A 17396-nucleotide genomic window follows, 5' to 3' on the forward strand; every position below is an offset into this window, starting at 1 on the left:
ACTTAAGTATCTGACTGCTAAAAAAACGGGCGCTTAGCCTGATGACGAGCTAAAGTAACCTTTGGCGATCATTAGAACAGCAGTCAAAATCAGTCTTTATTAATGTATAAAATAGCATTACTTAATAGACCTAAACCTATTCCAATTCCAAAACCAAGAAATCCTCCTACGATTAAATGTGATGTAAAATAACCTACACCTAAACCAATCGTTAATCCTAAAATTACAAAAGCAGCATAAAAAATTCCTACAGCTTCCTCATGTCTCATACTATATAATCATTCCTTCCATACAATTTAACTTCATATAAAGTATGAATGTCTCCATAAATACTTTAATTAATTTAAAGTTAATATAACATTGTTTCGTTACTTAGACAATATAAAATTTTAAATTTATTGTTTTATTTTTATTAAAAACAGTACTTTATCTGTAAAATATACTACTAGTTCATTAACTTTATTGTATAAAAAGGAATATAACAACGTTACGCATAATAACAATCAATAAAAAACAAAACATTGTTGTGTTGAATTGAATTTATAGAATAAACTTCATTGCTAAGAACCAGACCATTCGTTCCAAAAAATTCAACTAGTCGACACCTTGCTCATTATCATTTTATAACAAAGACCGAGTGCACTTATTAAGAAAAGCCAAGCCGCTAAATGAAACATAAATTGAATGTCAATTGATTCAAGTAAAGTTCCTACACCTATAATACAAATAGCTGTTACAAAAGATGTCCAAAATAAGTAACTTCTATAAAAATCAGATGAAGCGTTCATAAATAATTTCTTTTCAGCGATCTTGAATAACGCAGTAAATCCTCCAAATAAAACTTGCCCAATATAGACAATCTTTATATTATCGATCAAAGGCAGTGAAAAAAACAATAAACAGCAAAATAATGAATGAAATATCATTAATAAAAATGGTGAAACGCGGTCAACGAATCGACCACCAAAGTATACGACCACACTCAAACTTAATGAAAAGAGTCCATATAATAAACTAAATACATCATACGCATCTCCTATATTCCTTAAGAAGAGGACATAATATGGAAATACTAAAGAGCTACTAAACCCAATAATACTAAGTAATGCGATTAAAAAACGGTTCATAGGACTACTCCCCATAATTTTCATAAAAAGTATTCATAAATACACCATTTGGATCAAACTCTCTTTTCTTATTGAAAAAATCTTGCGTTTTTGGATATGCTGTTACCATTTGTTGCTTCGACTGATATGGATAATAAGGTAAATAATAAGTACCGCGATGCTCCAAAGTTATATCAGTCCACTTTTGAATTACCTCTTTTGCATATTGAACAGAATCTTTATCTTTACCATGTTGAATCAAAACAACGAATGCAAACATATCATCTTTCGCATAATTCATGACTGTTTCATCATCTTTTTCAACGTAACGGATCGTAATATTTAATATATTTAAATTTTCATATTGTAAATAGTCTCTAACATCATCAATGTAATGAACAAATTCATTTACAGGTACAAAAAATTCCTGTAAAACTTGTGTATCTTGACGGTCATCGAATTCCATAAACTTACTTTCAGAACGCATGACATTATTACGAGTTTCATAGTTTCCATTTAAGGAGTGAATAAAGCGATATTGAAAATCCCAAAAGAGATTCTTACCAATATCTGAAGTTCTGGACATACCTAGTGCCAACTTCGGTAAAAAAGCGGAATGATCATCCTTCAGCTCTTGATCTGAATCGGACATTTTACGGGAAGTTGCCATATAATTAATTGCATAAACCTTATCTAAAAAGCTATCTGGTGCTACAGAAATTCTAGCAATATGCATTCTTGCATTTTCGTTTTCTAAAACGTTCTTGTTAAAATAATTTGGATATTTCTTATAGTCCATCGTTTTTGTTTCTATTCGATATAATTCATTATCTGTTAGTTGAAACTCTACTTCTAAAATAATTCCAAATAATCCATATCCACCTAATACATAAGGGAATAATTCTTTATTCTCTGTGCGGCTTACTTTCATTACTTTCCCTTCAGGTGTTAATAATGTAAACCAATTAACTGTACTAGCTAATGAGTGATTCCGAATATCACGACCATGTGCGTTCACACTTAATGAACCGCCTACTGAGAAAATCTCTTGTGACTGAGTTACCTTTAATGCAAGATGATAAGGATTAATCGCTTTTTGTATATCTCCCCATGTTGCACCACTTTGAACAATCACTGTCTTCTCAACGGGATCCACTTTTTCAACCTTATTAAATGTTTTTAAATCGATCACCACACCATCTTTATAATATGTATGACCACCTTGACTATGTCGCTCGCCTGCAATTGAAACTGTCTTCCCTTGTTTTTTTGCATCGATTACAATTTTCTTTAATTGATCTACTTCCTTTCCTTTGACAATCCGATCAATTTTAGTAGGAAGAAGATGGCCAACATCATCAATTACTCCATGCCTTAATGGTGCAGGTTTGTTCCACAGCGTATGTAAAACTGTAACAAACACGGTTAAGAGGAGTATTCCTACAAATATTCGTTTCCTCAAGTTCTTTTCCTCCCAGTAGAAAAAATAAATTTAAGCGTTAAAAAAAGACGTGCTTACACTAATGTATACACGTCTTCATTTAAAAATAATGTACAAATATTTATTAACTAAACCAACCAATCATTCGATTAACGTCTTTTTCATCTAAATGTCTTACCTGATAAGTACGACCAAATTGGCTTGAAAGAATCGTAATGTAGATCGATTTTAGTTTTACCCTTTTTTGAAGGAAACTTTGTTCACCGATCAATACTTGTATTCGCTCTTTTGGTAAAATCGCAGTTGTTCTTGAGAAATAACCAGACTGAATGATCACAGTTCGATCTAATAATGTATAGCCTGCATTTCTAAATCCTAATTCCCCAATAAATATACCGATTAAAACAATGCCATAAGCCCAGAAATGAACAAATGGAAGTAATACAATTCCACTTGCTATTAGAAGAAAAGTAATAATCATTCTTGAATAATATGTTTTTCGAGCTCTTTTTGGTGCTCGGTTTGATATTTCATCATAGTTAATAGAAGGAATAAAATTTTTTAGGAATAAGTGCACATCCTTCGTTTTAATAAATGGATGTAGTACATGTCTACCTTGTTCCTGCTTATCTCCCATGCCAACAGCTTCGACGTAAACTGTAGAATAGCCAAATAATTGACGAAGTATCCCTTCTTTTACAACTACTCCTTGAATTCGTTTTAAAGACACCGTAAATTCATTTTTTTCGAATAACCCTCTTGTAATAATAATTCGATCATCTCTTCTTTGGACAGTAAAGTTTGCAAATTTTAATATGTATCGAATGGTTGAAAAAATTAGGGAAAGTAATAAACTAGCTAAAAATACAATAAAAAACATCATGTAAGTGAATGTTTGTATTTGATTATATATTGCCACATAAATACTATGCGGGAGTAAATCCTCAATTTGAGAAAATAATGATGCTAAAACGGCAAAAGCTAGTCCAACTTCAAAGGAAGTGATTCCAGCTAAGAAAAGTTTTCTCGTTTCAATTGTTAAACTTATATCGACTAATGGCACAGCTTGTACACTATTTTCCTCAGCTACAACCAAACCTACTTTTTTCTTTTTAGAGTTTAATACTTCATTTTTTAATGAAAGTGCCACTTCCTTAGGTATTGCATTTAATATACCTTCAGCTTTTTTTCCACCGGCTGTTTCAATTCGTACGCTCACCACGTTAAATAGCTGTTGAATAAATCCAGCATTAATTGAAATAGACTGAATACGTTCTTTTTGAATAAATGTATTTTCGATGACAAATAATCCCGAACGAATTCTAAATTCATCTTCAGTTATATAGTAAGTAAATCGATACCATTTTATGATTGCTGAAACAACTGGAAAAACAATCAGAACAGCAGCAAACAAATATTGAAACATAGACCCTTTACCACCTGAAACTAAAAGTATAATTAGTGGTATTAGTACGTTTTTAATTTGCTCTAAAAATACGGTAAGTATATAAGCTGGATGTTGTCTTTTTGGCTCATACATCTTCATCACTTATCCTTGCTAAGTAGATAATTTTATCTCTAAGCTTCTCAGCGATATGGTGTTCTAAGCCTTCAATTTCATGTGTGGTGGCTGCCGTGGAAATATTCACTGTAGATAAACCGTATCGACGCAGTATTGGTCCTACTTCTGTCGTAACGTGTTGAACTCTGACCATAGGAATTACAATTCGTTTAATAACAAATATTCCTTTTTGGATTTCTAACTCATTTTCATAAATCTCATATGCGGTATATTTCAATTTAAGTGTTGGTAAAAATAAAGTTAAAAAAATAATTAACGCTATAACGATACCTATAATAATCATCAGAATAAAGAAGGGAAGTGAAAAATATCTCATAAGAAAATAATAGATAATTGGTAATGCAACTAAAGAGATACTACTTAATAGTGATGTTATTCTCCATACTGACCTCATTTTAGGTGATGGTCTTTGTGATGGATTTGGTCTCATTTAATCACCTTTTCTATCTCATTAATCTATCACTTACTATATCATACCATGAGACAAACTATTCACAAACCTCCTATTTATCGACAAAGTTAAAAAAAGGTAATTTTCCCCATGGTAAAAGAAAAAATTAATCATTTAACTAAGCAATTTCATGATAGATAGAATATCTTAAAGCTGATCAATAAAAAAAGGTTTTCTCATAAAGTCTAAAGACTTATGAGAAAACCTCATTCACTCGTTATAAATAGTCTCAGATTCTCTAAAATTTACAATTACTTTAGCTTGTCCTTCTACAAGCTTAGCAAATTCATCCATTGTAGTGTCATATTTAATATAGATTCTAGGTAAAAGATAGACTTCATTCTTTGTACCTTTTTCTACAAAATATTTCGGATCTGTCGCTACTGCAAAAGTATAGTACTTTTTTGTTTCCTCAATAACTTTATCATTATGATAACCATAAGGATACGAGAGAGCGATCACAGCTTTTCCAGTAATTGATTGGATCTTATCTTTTGAATCTTTTAATTCATGCTTGTAGTCATCTATCTTCCTTAAATCTGGATGGGTTGCAGTGTGCGATTGGATTGAAAACATCCCTGAATCAGACATCTTTTTTAACTCCGCACTTGAAAGACGATCCGGCCATCCAATATAGTCGGATATCGCAAATATAGTTGCTTTTGGTGTAAACGTATCCGATTTCAATTTTTGAAAGATTTTTAATACATTTAAGTTATTTTTATAACCGTCATCAATCGTAATAAAAATCGGTTTCTTTACTTTATTACGGTCTCCCCATTGTTCAAACGTTAAAAGCGTAAAGCCATGATCACGTAAATAAATTATTTGTTTTTCGAAATTCTCTGGTGAAACAAATAAATCCCTTACTCCATGACCCGTAAACTCATCAATATTATGATAAATTAAAATTGGAATTTTGTCTGCAGCATGTGTCTTTTCTGGCAACTGTATCCACAAAAATAGACATAGAAAAAATAAAGTTATTTTTCGCATAAAAATCCTCCCTTTATCTTTTTCTATTAGTGTTCCAAATTCAGTCCCTTGTATAATTAATTCTCTTACAAAATAAAAAAGACTCGTAAACAACCGAGTCCTCATCCATTTATTGTGATAATGTCAACATCTTGATTATAGCAGTACTTAAGATTTTAACGCCGTTTGACAGAGAATCTAGATTAAAGCTCATATTCGGGTGATGCAGGCCTGGCTCCAAATCTGTTCCTAAGCCAACCATTGTTGTTTGTATATGAGGGAAGTTTGTTTTGTAAAAATGAAAGTCCTCTCCTCCAGGAGTAATAACCGCTGGTGCCAAACCTTCAACTCCCATCGCTTCCACGATTGCCGCTTTTATAACCTCTTCCATAAGGGGACTCTTTTCTGCAGCCACCATTTCTGCAATGGTTTCCATAGAAACTTCTGCATGATTGGCCGTTCCAGCTGCAAAAACAGCTTGTTCAATATCTTTAATTAGCTCTTTCATTATATCATTTCGTTCTGCTCGAACATCAATTCCGAACTCAGCATAGTCTGGGATGATATTAACATTATCTCCACCGGCCTTAACCATAGTCAGCTTTGCAGATGCAGAAACAGATGGGTCTACCTTTATCGCATTGACTGCTTGAATGATTGCCCCCAGTGAATCGACTACATTTATACCAAGATTGGGTCTAGCACCGTGAGCCTGTAGTCCTTTAATGTTCCCTTTTAATAAAGTAGTAGCCCCATGATAGATAGCAGGTGCCGCTTCTCCAAATTTCAATTCTTGAATAGGACGTACATGAAGACCGAGTAAGAGTTTCACGTCATTTAGAACACCTCTTTCAATTATTGCTTTGGCACCTTTCCCTGTTTCCTCTGCTGGTTGAAAGATTATTTTTATCAATCCTTTAGGTTCATAACCAATTTCCTTCAAACAAGTAATGGCATAAAGGACCATGGTCATATGAGCATCATGACCACAAGAATGATTCGCTTTCCATTCTCCATCCACTAGCTGCCACAAAGCATCCATATCTGATCTAATCCCGATTGTTGGTCCTTCATTTTTATTTCCCCAGTATCCAACGACACCCGTTATGTCCTCGAATGTTTCGTATGGAATATCCAATTTTTCTAATTGTTTACATAAGAACTTAGTTGTCTCAACCTCTTTCCAACTAATTTCAGCATGATTATGAAGGTAATGATAAGTAGTTTTTATGGATTCTTCATGCTTAGAAACCCATGTATTAATCTTATTCATAATTAGCCAATCTCCCTTTTGCAATTTATTCTGGTAAATGTGAGGTTACAAAATCTAGCATGGCTTCTAACCTTTCAATTCGTAGCGTCGGTTTTCCTGTTTGAAGGAGTGCGTGGCTTGAGTTCGGTATCCGAGTAAATTGAACCTCTCCTCCCCTACGCTTTATTTGTGAGTAAAACTGTTCAGCCTGTTCTATAGGACATCTTAAATCGCTCTCATTATGAAGAAGCAAAAGTGGCGTATTCACATTTTCCACATAAGCAAGTGGTGAGCGTTTCCAAAGTGATTCTACATCCGTTTTCCCAAAAAACTCTACTTCAAGAAATTCAGGGGCAATATCACTAGTACCATACATTGACACCCAGTTAGAAATACAGCCTTCTGATACGGCAGCAAAAAATTGATCCGTATTTGTAACTAGCCAATTGACCATAAATCCACCATAACTAATCCCATTGACTGCCACCTTGTTTTTATCAAGAAAATCAAAACGACGTAAGGCCTCGTTTAACCCATTTAAAAGGTCATTCATATCCTTCCCGCCATAATCACCACACACAGCATTCGTAAAATCTGTACCAAACCCAGATGTCCCTCGTGGATTAAGGTAGACAACAGCAAAACCCTTTGCAGAAAATAGTTGCATTTGGTGAAAATAAGTATAGCCAAACGAGGAATGGGGACCACCATGAATATCTAATAATACGGGGTATTTTTTCCCTTCTTCAAAATTAGCTGGCTTAAGAACAAATCCTTGAATCTGCCAATCATCCTCTGAAAGATACGAAAAGACTGCTGGTTTAACAACCTTTACCTCAGATAATAAGGCATCATTACAGTGATCTAATCGTACTTCGTTTGTTGAAAGGGAAGGTGCTTCTGGAATAGAAAACTCTTCTGATGGTTCTCTTTTTTTATAATGATTTCCTGTATCTTTCTCAACATTAACCACAGCAATTTTTCCAGGGTGTTCAACAGACGAATAGGCTACAACAAATGTTTGATCCCCATTGTAAGAGAAATGAAAAATAGTTCTGTCCCCGCCAACTACAATCAGCCCTCTTCCATCTGAATCTTCCACAGCAAATCGGACAATTTCATTTCTACCTTCACGAGTTCCGAGGCAAAAAACGTACTTTCCATTTTGGGACCACTCAGGTTTTAAAGGACTCTTCAAAAAGCGCATATCAGTAAAAATCATATCATTTAGCGTATCATGATATTGTTTGCTTAAACATCTTGCATCTCCTCCATCAGCTGGAATAAGGAATAATTGAATTTGATTATGACGGTATGAAAAAAACGCAATCCATTTTCCATCAGGTGAATACGATGGCGAATGCGCATTTGCTTCAGGATACACTAACTTTTCTTCTCCACCATGAGTAGGTATAGAGTAGATTCTTCCCCCATAAAGACCACTCTCTCCATCATTAAAGGAAGTAAAAGAAATATATTTCCCATTCGGTGAGATAGCAGGATTTGATAGATGATTTTGCCTATTTGTTAATTGTTTGAACTCACCAGTTTTAACATTTATCGAAACAAGTTGGCGAATGAATTGCGTTTGTAATCCAATCCCATCATTTTTGTAATAAAGCTTATTGAAATGTTTTGAACCTTCTAGCCATAGCTTTTTTCGACCATTGATTTCATCACTGGCTTCCGCTTCACTTATATTTTCATCAAACACTTCTACTTCTCCGTCTTGCGCTACTGGCACTAAACCATATATTAGATCACTATTTGGTGACCAAACAATTGAGCTAATGCCATGTTTAAATTTAGTTAGACAGGTCTCCTGCCTACTGTCTAACGATAAAACCCAAATTTGCGAACCATAACTACAATTAGATAGATATGCAATGGAGTTTTCTTTTGGCGACCATATAGGATAAGTATTACTTGTTCCGTTCGTCGTTAGTTGCTCATCCGTTTTTCCTTCTATATTAGATAAGAACAAATGGGATTCATAGTCATTTTCATTCTGACGTGCTTTCGTTTTTTCATAGATTACATGTTTCCCATCAGGTGAAATTACAGGATTACTTGGCCATTCAAATCGATAAATATCTTCAGGTATAGTTAGTCTTAAACTCATTTATATCTCCTCCAAAATGAAGATAGTGAATCCAAATATTTGGCTTCACTATCCATTAATCATCGTTTATTCTCTTCATTGTACAAATGACAAGCAACTCTTCTTCCGTCTACTTCTTTCATTTGAGGCTTAACTGTTTTACAGGAATCCATAGCATAAATGCATCGTTGATGAAAAGAACATCCACTTGGTGGGTTGTCTAGCGAAGGTAACTCCCCCGTAAGAATGACACGCTCTTTCTGTTCGTCTGGATCCGTCTTTGGAATAGCAGAGATTAATGCTTGCGTATATGGGTGCAGAGGTTTTTTAAATAATTGTTCCTTATCTGCAATTTCTACAATTTCCCCTAGGTACATCACACCAACTCGATGTGCGATATGTTCAACTACACTCAAATCATGTGAAATGAATATATATGAAAGACCTAGATCTTCTTGTAAGTCTTGTAATAAATTAAGAATTTGAGACTGAACTGAAACATCAAGTGCAGAAACCGGTTCATCAAGTATGACTACCTTTGGTCTTATAATAATCGCCCTCGCAATCCCAATACGTTGGCGTTGTCCACCAGAAAGTTCATGTGGGTATCTCGATAAATAGCTTTCAGATAGTTCTACTAAACTAAGAGTATCTTTAATTAAACCATCATGTTCTTTCCTTGGAACACGATTAGCTATTAAAGGTTCAGATAGAATTTCTCTCACTGTCAGTTTCGGATTTAAGGAAGCCATTGGATCTTGAAATACCATCTGAATATCCTTACGAAATTTATTCATTTCTTTTTTACTAAGTTTAGTAATATCTGTTCCTTGAAAAAATACTTCTCCACTTGTGGGTTCAATAAGGCGTAATAAGCATCTACCAGTTGTTGATTTTCCACAACCGGATTCTCCAACGATCCCGAGGGTCTCCTCCTGATTTAGATTCAAACTAACCCCATTTACTGCACGTACATATTGAGGAGGTTTAAACCAAGATTTATTGGTCTTAAACTTTTTTTCTAACTGTTTTACTTGTAAGAGGGGGGCTGTCATACGAACGTCTCCTTTTGTTGTACCAACCAACATCTACAAGATGTTTGATTATCAACTTCGATAAGTGGTGGAAGGCTATTTCTGCATATTCCTAATACCTTTGGACATCTGTCAGCAAAACGACAACCTTTTGGATAGTTGTCAGGAGTTGGAACTTGACCCGGGATCGATTTAAGACGTTTTTCGCCTTTAGATTGATGAGGAGTGGATTGAATCAACCCGATTGTATAAGGATGCCTAGGATTACGCAAAAGTGTCCTTGTATCCGTTGTTTCCACAACCTGTCCAGCGTACATAACCACTACTCGATCACACATCTCTGCTACTACTCCAAGATCATGTGTAATAAGCAAAATCGACATATGTAAGTCATCTTTTAGGGATTTAAGTAAAGCTAATATTTGAGCTTGAATTGTTACATCAAGTGCAGTGGTTGGTTCATCAGCAATTAAAAGTGATGGATTACAAGATATAGCCATGGCAATCATGACACGTTGCTTCATTCCTCCCGATAAACGGTGTGGGTATTCGTGATAGATGGCTTCTGGACGTGGTATTCCAACTAATTGTAATAAATGTACAACCTTTTCCTTCAAATTTGATCCAGTTAATTTTTGATGCTTTTGAATCACTTCGCCTATTTGAATTCCAATCGTTAAAACAGGATTAAGAGATGTCATAGGATCTTGAAAAATCATAGATATTTCATTACCTCTTATTTTCCTCATATCTTTTTCAGTTTTATCTACTAAGTTACTATTATTAAATGTAACGCTACCACTAGCAATCTTAGCCTTTTTATCTAATAGCTGAAGGATAGAAAGTGAAGTCACACTCTTACCACAGCCCGATTCTCCAACTATCCCAAGTATCTCACCTTTTTTTACAGTAAGGTCAATGTTCTCTATGATCTTAAGCGAACCATGCTTACTTTTAAATTCCGTAGTAAGGCCTCTTACTTCTAGTACATTAGACATAATCGCCCTCTCCTTCTCGTTACCCTGATGCTTTTGGATCAAATACATCTCTCAAAACATCACCTAAAAAATTAACTGAAAACACAACTGCCGTAATCGCTAGACCAGGAAATGTAGCTAACCACCAAGCGTCATTAATATATTGCTTCCCCTCACTGAGCATGGTTCCCCATTCAGGAGTCGGCGGTTGGGCACCGAGACCAATGAAACTAAGTCCAGCTGTATCTAAAATGGCAACACCGATAAATAAAGTTGTATAAACAAGTAGAACCCCAAAAATATTGGGTAAAATTTGTCTTCTCAAAATCCAACTATTTGAGCTACCGATCGAGCGACTTGCTTCGACGAAATCAGAAAATTTCACCGTCAATACAGCACCTCTAGTTAATCTAGCAAAGCCCGGTATTGAAGCGATTCCAACAGCAATCATGGCATTTGTAAGGCTTGGCCCTAATATCGCGACAATGGCAAGAGCTAAAACAATGCTCGGTAAAGCTAACAATACATCCATGATACGCATTAAAATGTTATCAACAAGTCCGCCAATATATGCACTAATTAATCCTATAAACGTACCAGCAACTAAAGTGATCCCTAAAGCCAGTGTGGATACAGTTAAAGTAACGCGAACTCCATAAACTAACCGCGAAAATACGTCCCTTCCTAATGAATCCGTTCCAAAAATGTGCTCCTTATTTGGGGCTTGTAAAATGGCATCATAGAAAGGCTTCTCAGGATTATAAGGTGCAATAAATGGGGCAAAGATGCCAATTAAAACAATTAATAGTAAGAAAATTAAGCAGTATTTAGCCCGCTTATAGCTAAGAATTTTATGGAAAGTTGTGAGTTTAATAAGTTTAGGTTTCCTACGTAGAGTGGGAGCCTCAATTGGTTTATATGCCTCACTCAATTTCGCCATTACCCTTCACCCTTTTCATTCAATTTAACACGTGGATCGATTAAACTGTAAACGATGTCTACTAATATATTAACGCTAACGTAAACAGCTCCCATAAATAAGACAGTGCCCTGAATCATCGGAAAATCCCTTGACATTATCGCACCAATAGATAGTGTACCTAAACCTGGCCAATTAAAGACTTGCTCGATAATCACCGTACCACCAAGTAGCGCTGCTATTTGCAATCCAATAACAGTAATGATTGGAATAAGCACATTTCTAAAGGCATGACGGAATAATATATGACGCTCCTCTAGACCTTTCGATCGTGCAGTACGAATAAAGTCATTTGATAAAACCTCCACCATTCCATTTCTAGTTAATCTACTAATCATAGTAGACATGACTACTCCTAAAGTAATAGCAGGTAGAATGAGTGATCTGAATCCAGTTCCATCAGCTATAGGAAACCAGCTTAATTTCACCGAAAATACTAAAATTAATAAGATTCCTAACCAAAAGCTCGGAATAGATACGCCTAAGGTTGCTAAGCCAGTACAAAATGTATCGATTATCGTATCCTTGTATTTCGCAGCTAAAACACCCAACGCGATTCCAATAATGACGGCAAATATCATCCCAGATGCTGCTAACTTTATTGTTTCAGGAAAACGATCTAAGATTTCAGTCAATACCGGTCTACCGGTTTTCAAGGATGTCCCAAAATCGCCGTGAAAAACATTATTAATGTATTGTAAATATTGAACCAAAAGGGGCTTATCCAGCCCCAAATGATGTGTTAGTTTTGCTACTTGTTCCGGTGATGCATTTAAACCGAGCATTATTTTGACTGGATCTCCAGGTATCAAGTGTATTAGAAAAAATGAGAGGATCGAGATACCAAAGATAACAATGATGGCTGAAATGATCCGGTTTAGAATGTATTGAGTCATTACTTACTCACCCAACTATCATTTAAAAGTATATTCGTTGACTGAAGTTTGATATCATGTACTCTCTTATTGGCAATATAAAACACTTTAGGAGAATAGATTGGCACCCAGTAAGCATTTTCAACAATCAACTTTTGAGCGTCAGCATAAATTTGCTTTCTTTCCTCAGCATTGGTAGTTGTTCTGCCTTTTTCTAATAAAGCATCAAGCTCTGGATTTTTCACTCGAATGTGATTTAATCCACCAATTTGACTTGAATGGAATAGCATATAAAGAATGTCAGGATCAGAATAAGAATAACTTAAGAATGAAAGATCGAATTCTCCTTTAGATGCTTTTTGAATTAGGGTTGCTGTTTCCATTTGTTTAATATTAATAATAACGCCTATATCTTTTAACATCGCTTGAACGATTTGTGCAGCTTGACTTTGTGTACTATAGACTGAAAGATCAAACTCTAGTTTCTTTCCGTTTTTCTCCATAATACCTTGACTATTTTTACTCCAGCCTGAGCTTTCTAATAGTTTGATAGCTTCATCCTTATTGTATTTAATACCATATTCTTTTACATTCGGATCATATCCAAAAATAGAGGATGAAAGTGGTCCATATGCTGCTGTTCCTTCACCATTAAGAGCTGCTTTAATGATGGCATTTTTGTTAATAGCCATATTCAATGCTGTTCTCACATTTTTATCCTTTAACAATTCGTTATCAAGATTCATCTCTAAGAATAATCCTAGCCCTTGTTGATCAGCATCGAGGACTTGAAACTTATCATTCTTGCGATATCTTTCAGCATCTTTTGGAGCTGCATTTACTAGGACATCAATCGAACCACTATCAAGAGCAGCAAGCATCGTTTGTGGATCCGTAATAAATTTATACACTAATTTATCTGGGTAAGCCTTTCCTTTATTTGCAAAAAAGGATGGCGCCCAATTATAATCATTATTTCGATCTAATGTAACAGATTGTCCCGTTGTCCATTTCTCAAACTTCCAAGGACCAACTCCGACAGGGTTCCTTCCATAATTAGCTCCATCCTTATTGATAGCGGATACAGATAATGGCTGTAAAAACCCAGTTGTTAAGTTATTTAAAAAAGGTGCCGATGGTTGTTCCAAATCAACGACTAGCGTTTGATCGTCTGGAGTCAAAACTGATTTTACACCAGCTAAAAAGCTAACTAAAGGTGCACCAGTGGCAGGATTTAACATACGGTCAAATGTTTCTTTAAATGACTTTGATGTTAAAGGCGACCCATCGTGAAAGGTAACACCTTGACGAATTTTAAACGTAATCGTTTTACCATCATTTGATACTTGGTAGCTTTCTGCAAGGCCTGGAGCAATTTCATTCGTTTTCGGGTCAAGAGTTAAAAGTGTATTTCCTAAACGATTTGAAATTTCATCGGCTGTACTCATTGCTGTTTTTTGAATATCAAGAGTATCTGGTTCTTGCGAAAGCCCCACTGTAATCGTTCCACCTGTTTGTGGTGCAACTGAAGTATTTGTCGTATTTTTCTTATTATTCGTTGATGCTTCGTCAGTAGAATTACATGCAGTCAATGCAAAAATAGTAAGAACGCTCACTGATAACAGTGCGAATCTTGGGAATATTTTACGTGCAGTTTTTGTACGCAATTGATTAGCCTCCTTATTCCGTTTTTACTAATTGTCTGAATCCAAATACACAACGAATAATTTTTCCTTCTTCGTCTCGTTTAAATTGAATAGAATATTCATCTTCTCTCATTTCAAATAAAAACCAGTCTTCCTCAATCGGTTTTACGAGCGAGTCTACCATCCCTTCCATTTGAGCACAAAGTTTTCCATCATCATTGATAGAAAATTCAACCTTTCCACCCTCACCTGAAACAAATTTCCCAACATATTCTTGTAATTGATCTACATCTAAATGTATTTCCGATATGTTTAAATGTGAAGATTTTAATGGTTTTTCCAAATAATCAGCAAAAGCGCTATTTAAAAGTTTCTTAGAAGGAACGCCTATTAAATTAGCATTCGAAAAACCAGTTAAACCTAACTCAGGGATAATATTCAATTGAGCTGATACCCCTTTAATAGAACCGCCATGTTCAACAAGTTTATATCCATAGAAATCTGGATGAATCATTACTCCGTATCCATAGAATTCAGTATATCCACATTGAATATATGGAGTAGTCATGGCTTCAACACTCTCAGGTGTCAAAATTTGAGCATCTCCTACTTTGCCTTCATTTCGGAAGATTTCTGCATATTTCAGCATATCGTTTACAGTTGATTTTAAGAATCCTGCTGCACGCATCGATGGTGCATCCCATGGGTTATTTGACTCAAACACAATCGTCTCATCATCTTTTTTTCTAGAAGCATATAAGTTTGAAATATCTTCGTGCCCTTCCAATTCATGAAGATGGAAGACACTATTCTTCATACCAGCAGGATCTAATATAAAATCCTTCATGTACTGCTCATAAGTTATACCGCTGACTCTCTCCACAACAGCACCGAGTAAAGCATAACAGTCATTAGAATAACTAAATTCAGTACCTGGAGCACCAAGCAGTGTATATTCACCTTTAGCGATTGTTTCCATTAATTCTTCGTATGTAGCAATGTATGGAATATCAGGAGATTTTTGTTCCTCATTGTCGTCATCAAATTTTGGATCTAATGCTAGTGTTTTACTCATAGCACCATAAAGACTTGGAATTGGTGGAAGTCCTGCTGAATGCGTCATAAAATGGTGGAGCGTCATCTGCTTTGTATATTCATCATTGCTTGTCTTAAACTCAGGTAAATATTTAATAATAGGATCCTGAACCGATAATTTCCCTGCCTCTTGTAATTGGAGAATTGCTACACAAGTAAATGATTTAGTTACAGAGCCAATTCCAAGTACTGTGTCAGAGGATAATGCTAATTCATTTTCTTTATCACGGTAACCGAAACCGCTTTCATAAAATAATTCACCATTTTTAGCTAGACCAAGAACATAGCCAGGAATTTGATACTTCTCTACTATTTCATTGCAATAAACCTCAAACTCTTTTACTTTTTTCATAACATTGTGTCCCATTACAGCACTCTCCCTTAATATTTTATTAAACCTAAAATTAGTTAACTTTAGGTGTGACTACTAGAATTTAAGTTAATCTCTTTACAGTGTTAGATTTTCGAATAAATGGGTAGGAACATTACTTGTACAAAAGTAAGATTTTTTTGGGGTAGATTAGTTGATTAGTTGATTAGTTGATTAGTAGAAGATTCAAGTTGTTTTTTTAACTTAATTAAAGTGATTAGTACTTCTTCAAAAAAAGTAAATACTTCATTTTTATGAATTATAAAGAATTTCCTTTTTACTTATTATATAGTCTCTTAGAATTTCTAGTCAATATATTTTCTGACTTTTCATAATTTTAAGTTTTTACTTTGTAATTCGATTCTATGAACACATTTTTTTCGACGCAATAGTATTCTAACGCCTCTCGATTTATGTCATAGCCGATTCCGAATCTCTGTGGAATATGAATAACTCCTTGATCTACTATTACCTCAGGATCGATAATATCTCGCTCCCAGTAACTTGCCGAAGCAGCAGTATCTCCTGGTAAAATAAACTGATCTAATGATGTTAAGGCGATATTATGAGCACGTCCAATGCCAGCTTCAAGCATACCTCCGCACCATACAGGAATTCCTTTCATTAAACAATAATCGTGTATCCTTTTAGCTTCAGTTAGTCCGCCAACACGCCCAATTTTAATATTAATAATTCGACAGCTACCTAATTCTATTGCTTTTTTAGCATCTTCTAGTGAGTGTATACTTTCATCCAAACAAATAGGCGTTACTAGCTGTTGTTGCAATTTGGCATGGTCAATAATATCATCATGACTTAAAGGTTGTTCAATCATCGTTAAATTAAATTCATCGAGTTTTTTTAATAACTCTATATCAGATAAAGTATAAGCAGAATTTGCATCAGCCATCATTGAAATATGCGGAAATTCCCTTCTTACTTCTTTTAACATGTCGTAATCGGACCCAGGTTTAATTTTTAACTTTATCCGTTTATATCCTTCATTGACACGAGAATCCACGATTTCAAGAAGTTCTTTTACTGTTCGCTGAAGACCGATACTTATTCCAACATCGATTTTATCTTTATTTCCCCCAAGTGCTTGATAGAGGGGTAATTTTCGTCGTTTAGCAAAAAGATCCCAAACTGCTCCTTCTAGTCCAGCCTTTGCCATATTATTTTTTCTAATAGGTTGGAAACGTTCAGACACTTCATCAGGGTGATAAATAGGAGCATCAAACAATAATGGAATGAGAAAATCTTCCATAATATGTTTATTGGTTTTAACGGTTTCCTCACTATACCAAGGACTAGAGAAGGCAACGGATTCTCCAAACCCAATGTTCCCATCCTCATCTTCTACTTCAATGACATAAAACTCTTTTTCTTGAAAGGTCCCAAAGCTTGTGGTGAAAGGATCATTTAACTTCATTTTTAATCGGTTCAACGTAATTTGCCGAATCGAGATTGGACTATAGGTCATTCTAAAACCTCCTATGAAAGTGAACTGGT

The 17396-nt window shown here is 35.0% G+C and carries 15 protein-coding genes; all 15 read right to left on the reverse strand.

The annotated features are described in order from the left end of the window. Positions 1–89: 89 nt before the first annotated feature. The 15 genes from AB1282_RS21955 to menC all read right to left on the reverse strand — a co-directional run bounded on the left by AB1282_RS21955 (position 90) and on the right by menC (position 17367). A complete protein-coding gene (locus AB1282_RS21955; RefSeq protein WP_056475436.1) occupies positions 90–269 on the reverse strand; it encodes a hypothetical protein in 180 nt (59 codons plus the stop codon). Between the two features lie 321 nt (positions 270–590). After that, a complete protein-coding gene (locus AB1282_RS21960; RefSeq protein WP_056475434.1) occupies positions 591–1127 on the reverse strand; it encodes a hypothetical protein in 537 nt (178 codons plus the stop codon). A gap of 4 nt (positions 1128–1131) precedes the next feature. Beyond that, positions 1132–2568 (reverse strand): FAD-binding oxidoreductase, encoded by a 1437-nt coding sequence (locus AB1282_RS21965; RefSeq protein WP_429900413.1) that lies wholly within the window; start codon positions 2566–2568, stop codon positions 1132–1134. Positions 2569–2671: 103 nt separating this feature from the next. Continuing rightward, the gene (locus AB1282_RS21970; RefSeq protein ID WP_429900415.1) at positions 2672–4093 is read right to left on the reverse strand and encodes a PH domain-containing protein; all 1422 of its coding nucleotides are present in this window, start codon (positions 4091–4093) and stop codon (positions 2672–2674) included. After that, the gene (locus AB1282_RS21975; protein WP_429900417.1) at positions 4080–4559 is read right to left on the reverse strand and encodes a PH domain-containing protein; all 480 of its coding nucleotides are present in this window, start codon (positions 4557–4559) and stop codon (positions 4080–4082) included. The genes AB1282_RS21970 and AB1282_RS21975 overlap by 14 nt, the downstream gene beginning before the upstream one ends. A gap of 231 nt (positions 4560–4790) precedes the next feature. Continuing rightward, positions 4791–5576, reverse strand: a complete 786-nt coding sequence (locus AB1282_RS21980) for a polysaccharide deacetylase family protein (RefSeq protein WP_056475422.1) — start codon at positions 5574–5576, stop codon at positions 4791–4793. A 109-nt stretch (positions 5577–5685) separates the two neighbouring features. Beyond that, complete coding sequence (locus AB1282_RS21985; RefSeq protein WP_390311543.1) at positions 5686–6828, reverse strand: M20 peptidase aminoacylase family protein; 1143 nt, start codon at positions 6826–6828, stop codon at positions 5686–5688. 25 nt (positions 6829–6853) lie between these two features. Further along, positions 6854–8929, reverse strand: coding sequence for a prolyl oligopeptidase family serine peptidase (locus tag AB1282_RS21990; RefSeq protein ID WP_429900419.1), 2076 nt, complete (start codon positions 8927–8929; stop codon positions 6854–6856). Between the two features lie 59 nt (positions 8930–8988). Beyond that, positions 8989–9963: an ABC transporter ATP-binding protein gene (locus AB1282_RS21995; RefSeq protein WP_156339733.1), complete on the reverse strand. Its 975-nt coding sequence runs from the start codon at positions 9961–9963 to the stop codon at positions 8989–8991. Continuing rightward, a complete protein-coding gene (locus tag AB1282_RS22000; protein WP_390311546.1) occupies positions 9960–10940 on the reverse strand; it encodes an ABC transporter ATP-binding protein in 981 nt (326 codons plus the stop codon). Before AB1282_RS22000 ends, AB1282_RS21995 begins: the two co-directional genes overlap by 4 nt. Before the next feature lie 19 nt (positions 10941–10959). Then, the gene (locus AB1282_RS22005) at positions 10960–11859 is read right to left on the reverse strand and encodes an ABC transporter permease (RefSeq protein WP_056475407.1); all 900 of its coding nucleotides are present in this window, start codon (positions 11857–11859) and stop codon (positions 10960–10962) included. Then, complete coding sequence (gene nikB, locus AB1282_RS22010; protein WP_056475404.1) at positions 11859–12794, reverse strand: nickel ABC transporter permease; 936 nt, start codon at positions 12792–12794, stop codon at positions 11859–11861. Before nikB ends, AB1282_RS22005 begins: the two co-directional genes overlap by 1 nt. Further along, positions 12794–14440: an ABC transporter substrate-binding protein gene (locus AB1282_RS22015; RefSeq protein ID WP_429900422.1), complete on the reverse strand. Its 1647-nt coding sequence runs from the start codon at positions 14438–14440 to the stop codon at positions 12794–12796. Before AB1282_RS22015 ends, nikB begins: the two co-directional genes overlap by 1 nt. 13 nt (positions 14441–14453) lie before the next feature. After that, positions 14454–15881, reverse strand: coding sequence for a serine hydrolase domain-containing protein (locus tag AB1282_RS22020; protein ID WP_056475397.1), 1428 nt, complete (start codon positions 15879–15881; stop codon positions 14454–14456). A 340-nt stretch (positions 15882–16221) separates the two neighbouring features. After that, positions 16222–17367, reverse strand: coding sequence for an o-succinylbenzoate synthase (menC, locus tag AB1282_RS22025; protein WP_429900424.1), 1146 nt, complete (start codon positions 17365–17367; stop codon positions 16222–16224). Positions 17368–17396: the final 29 nt, after the last annotated feature.

The organism is Gottfriedia sp. S16(2024), from assembly GCF_050473765.1.
Lineage (GTDB): Bacteria > Bacillota > Bacilli > Bacillales > Bacillaceae_G > Gottfriedia.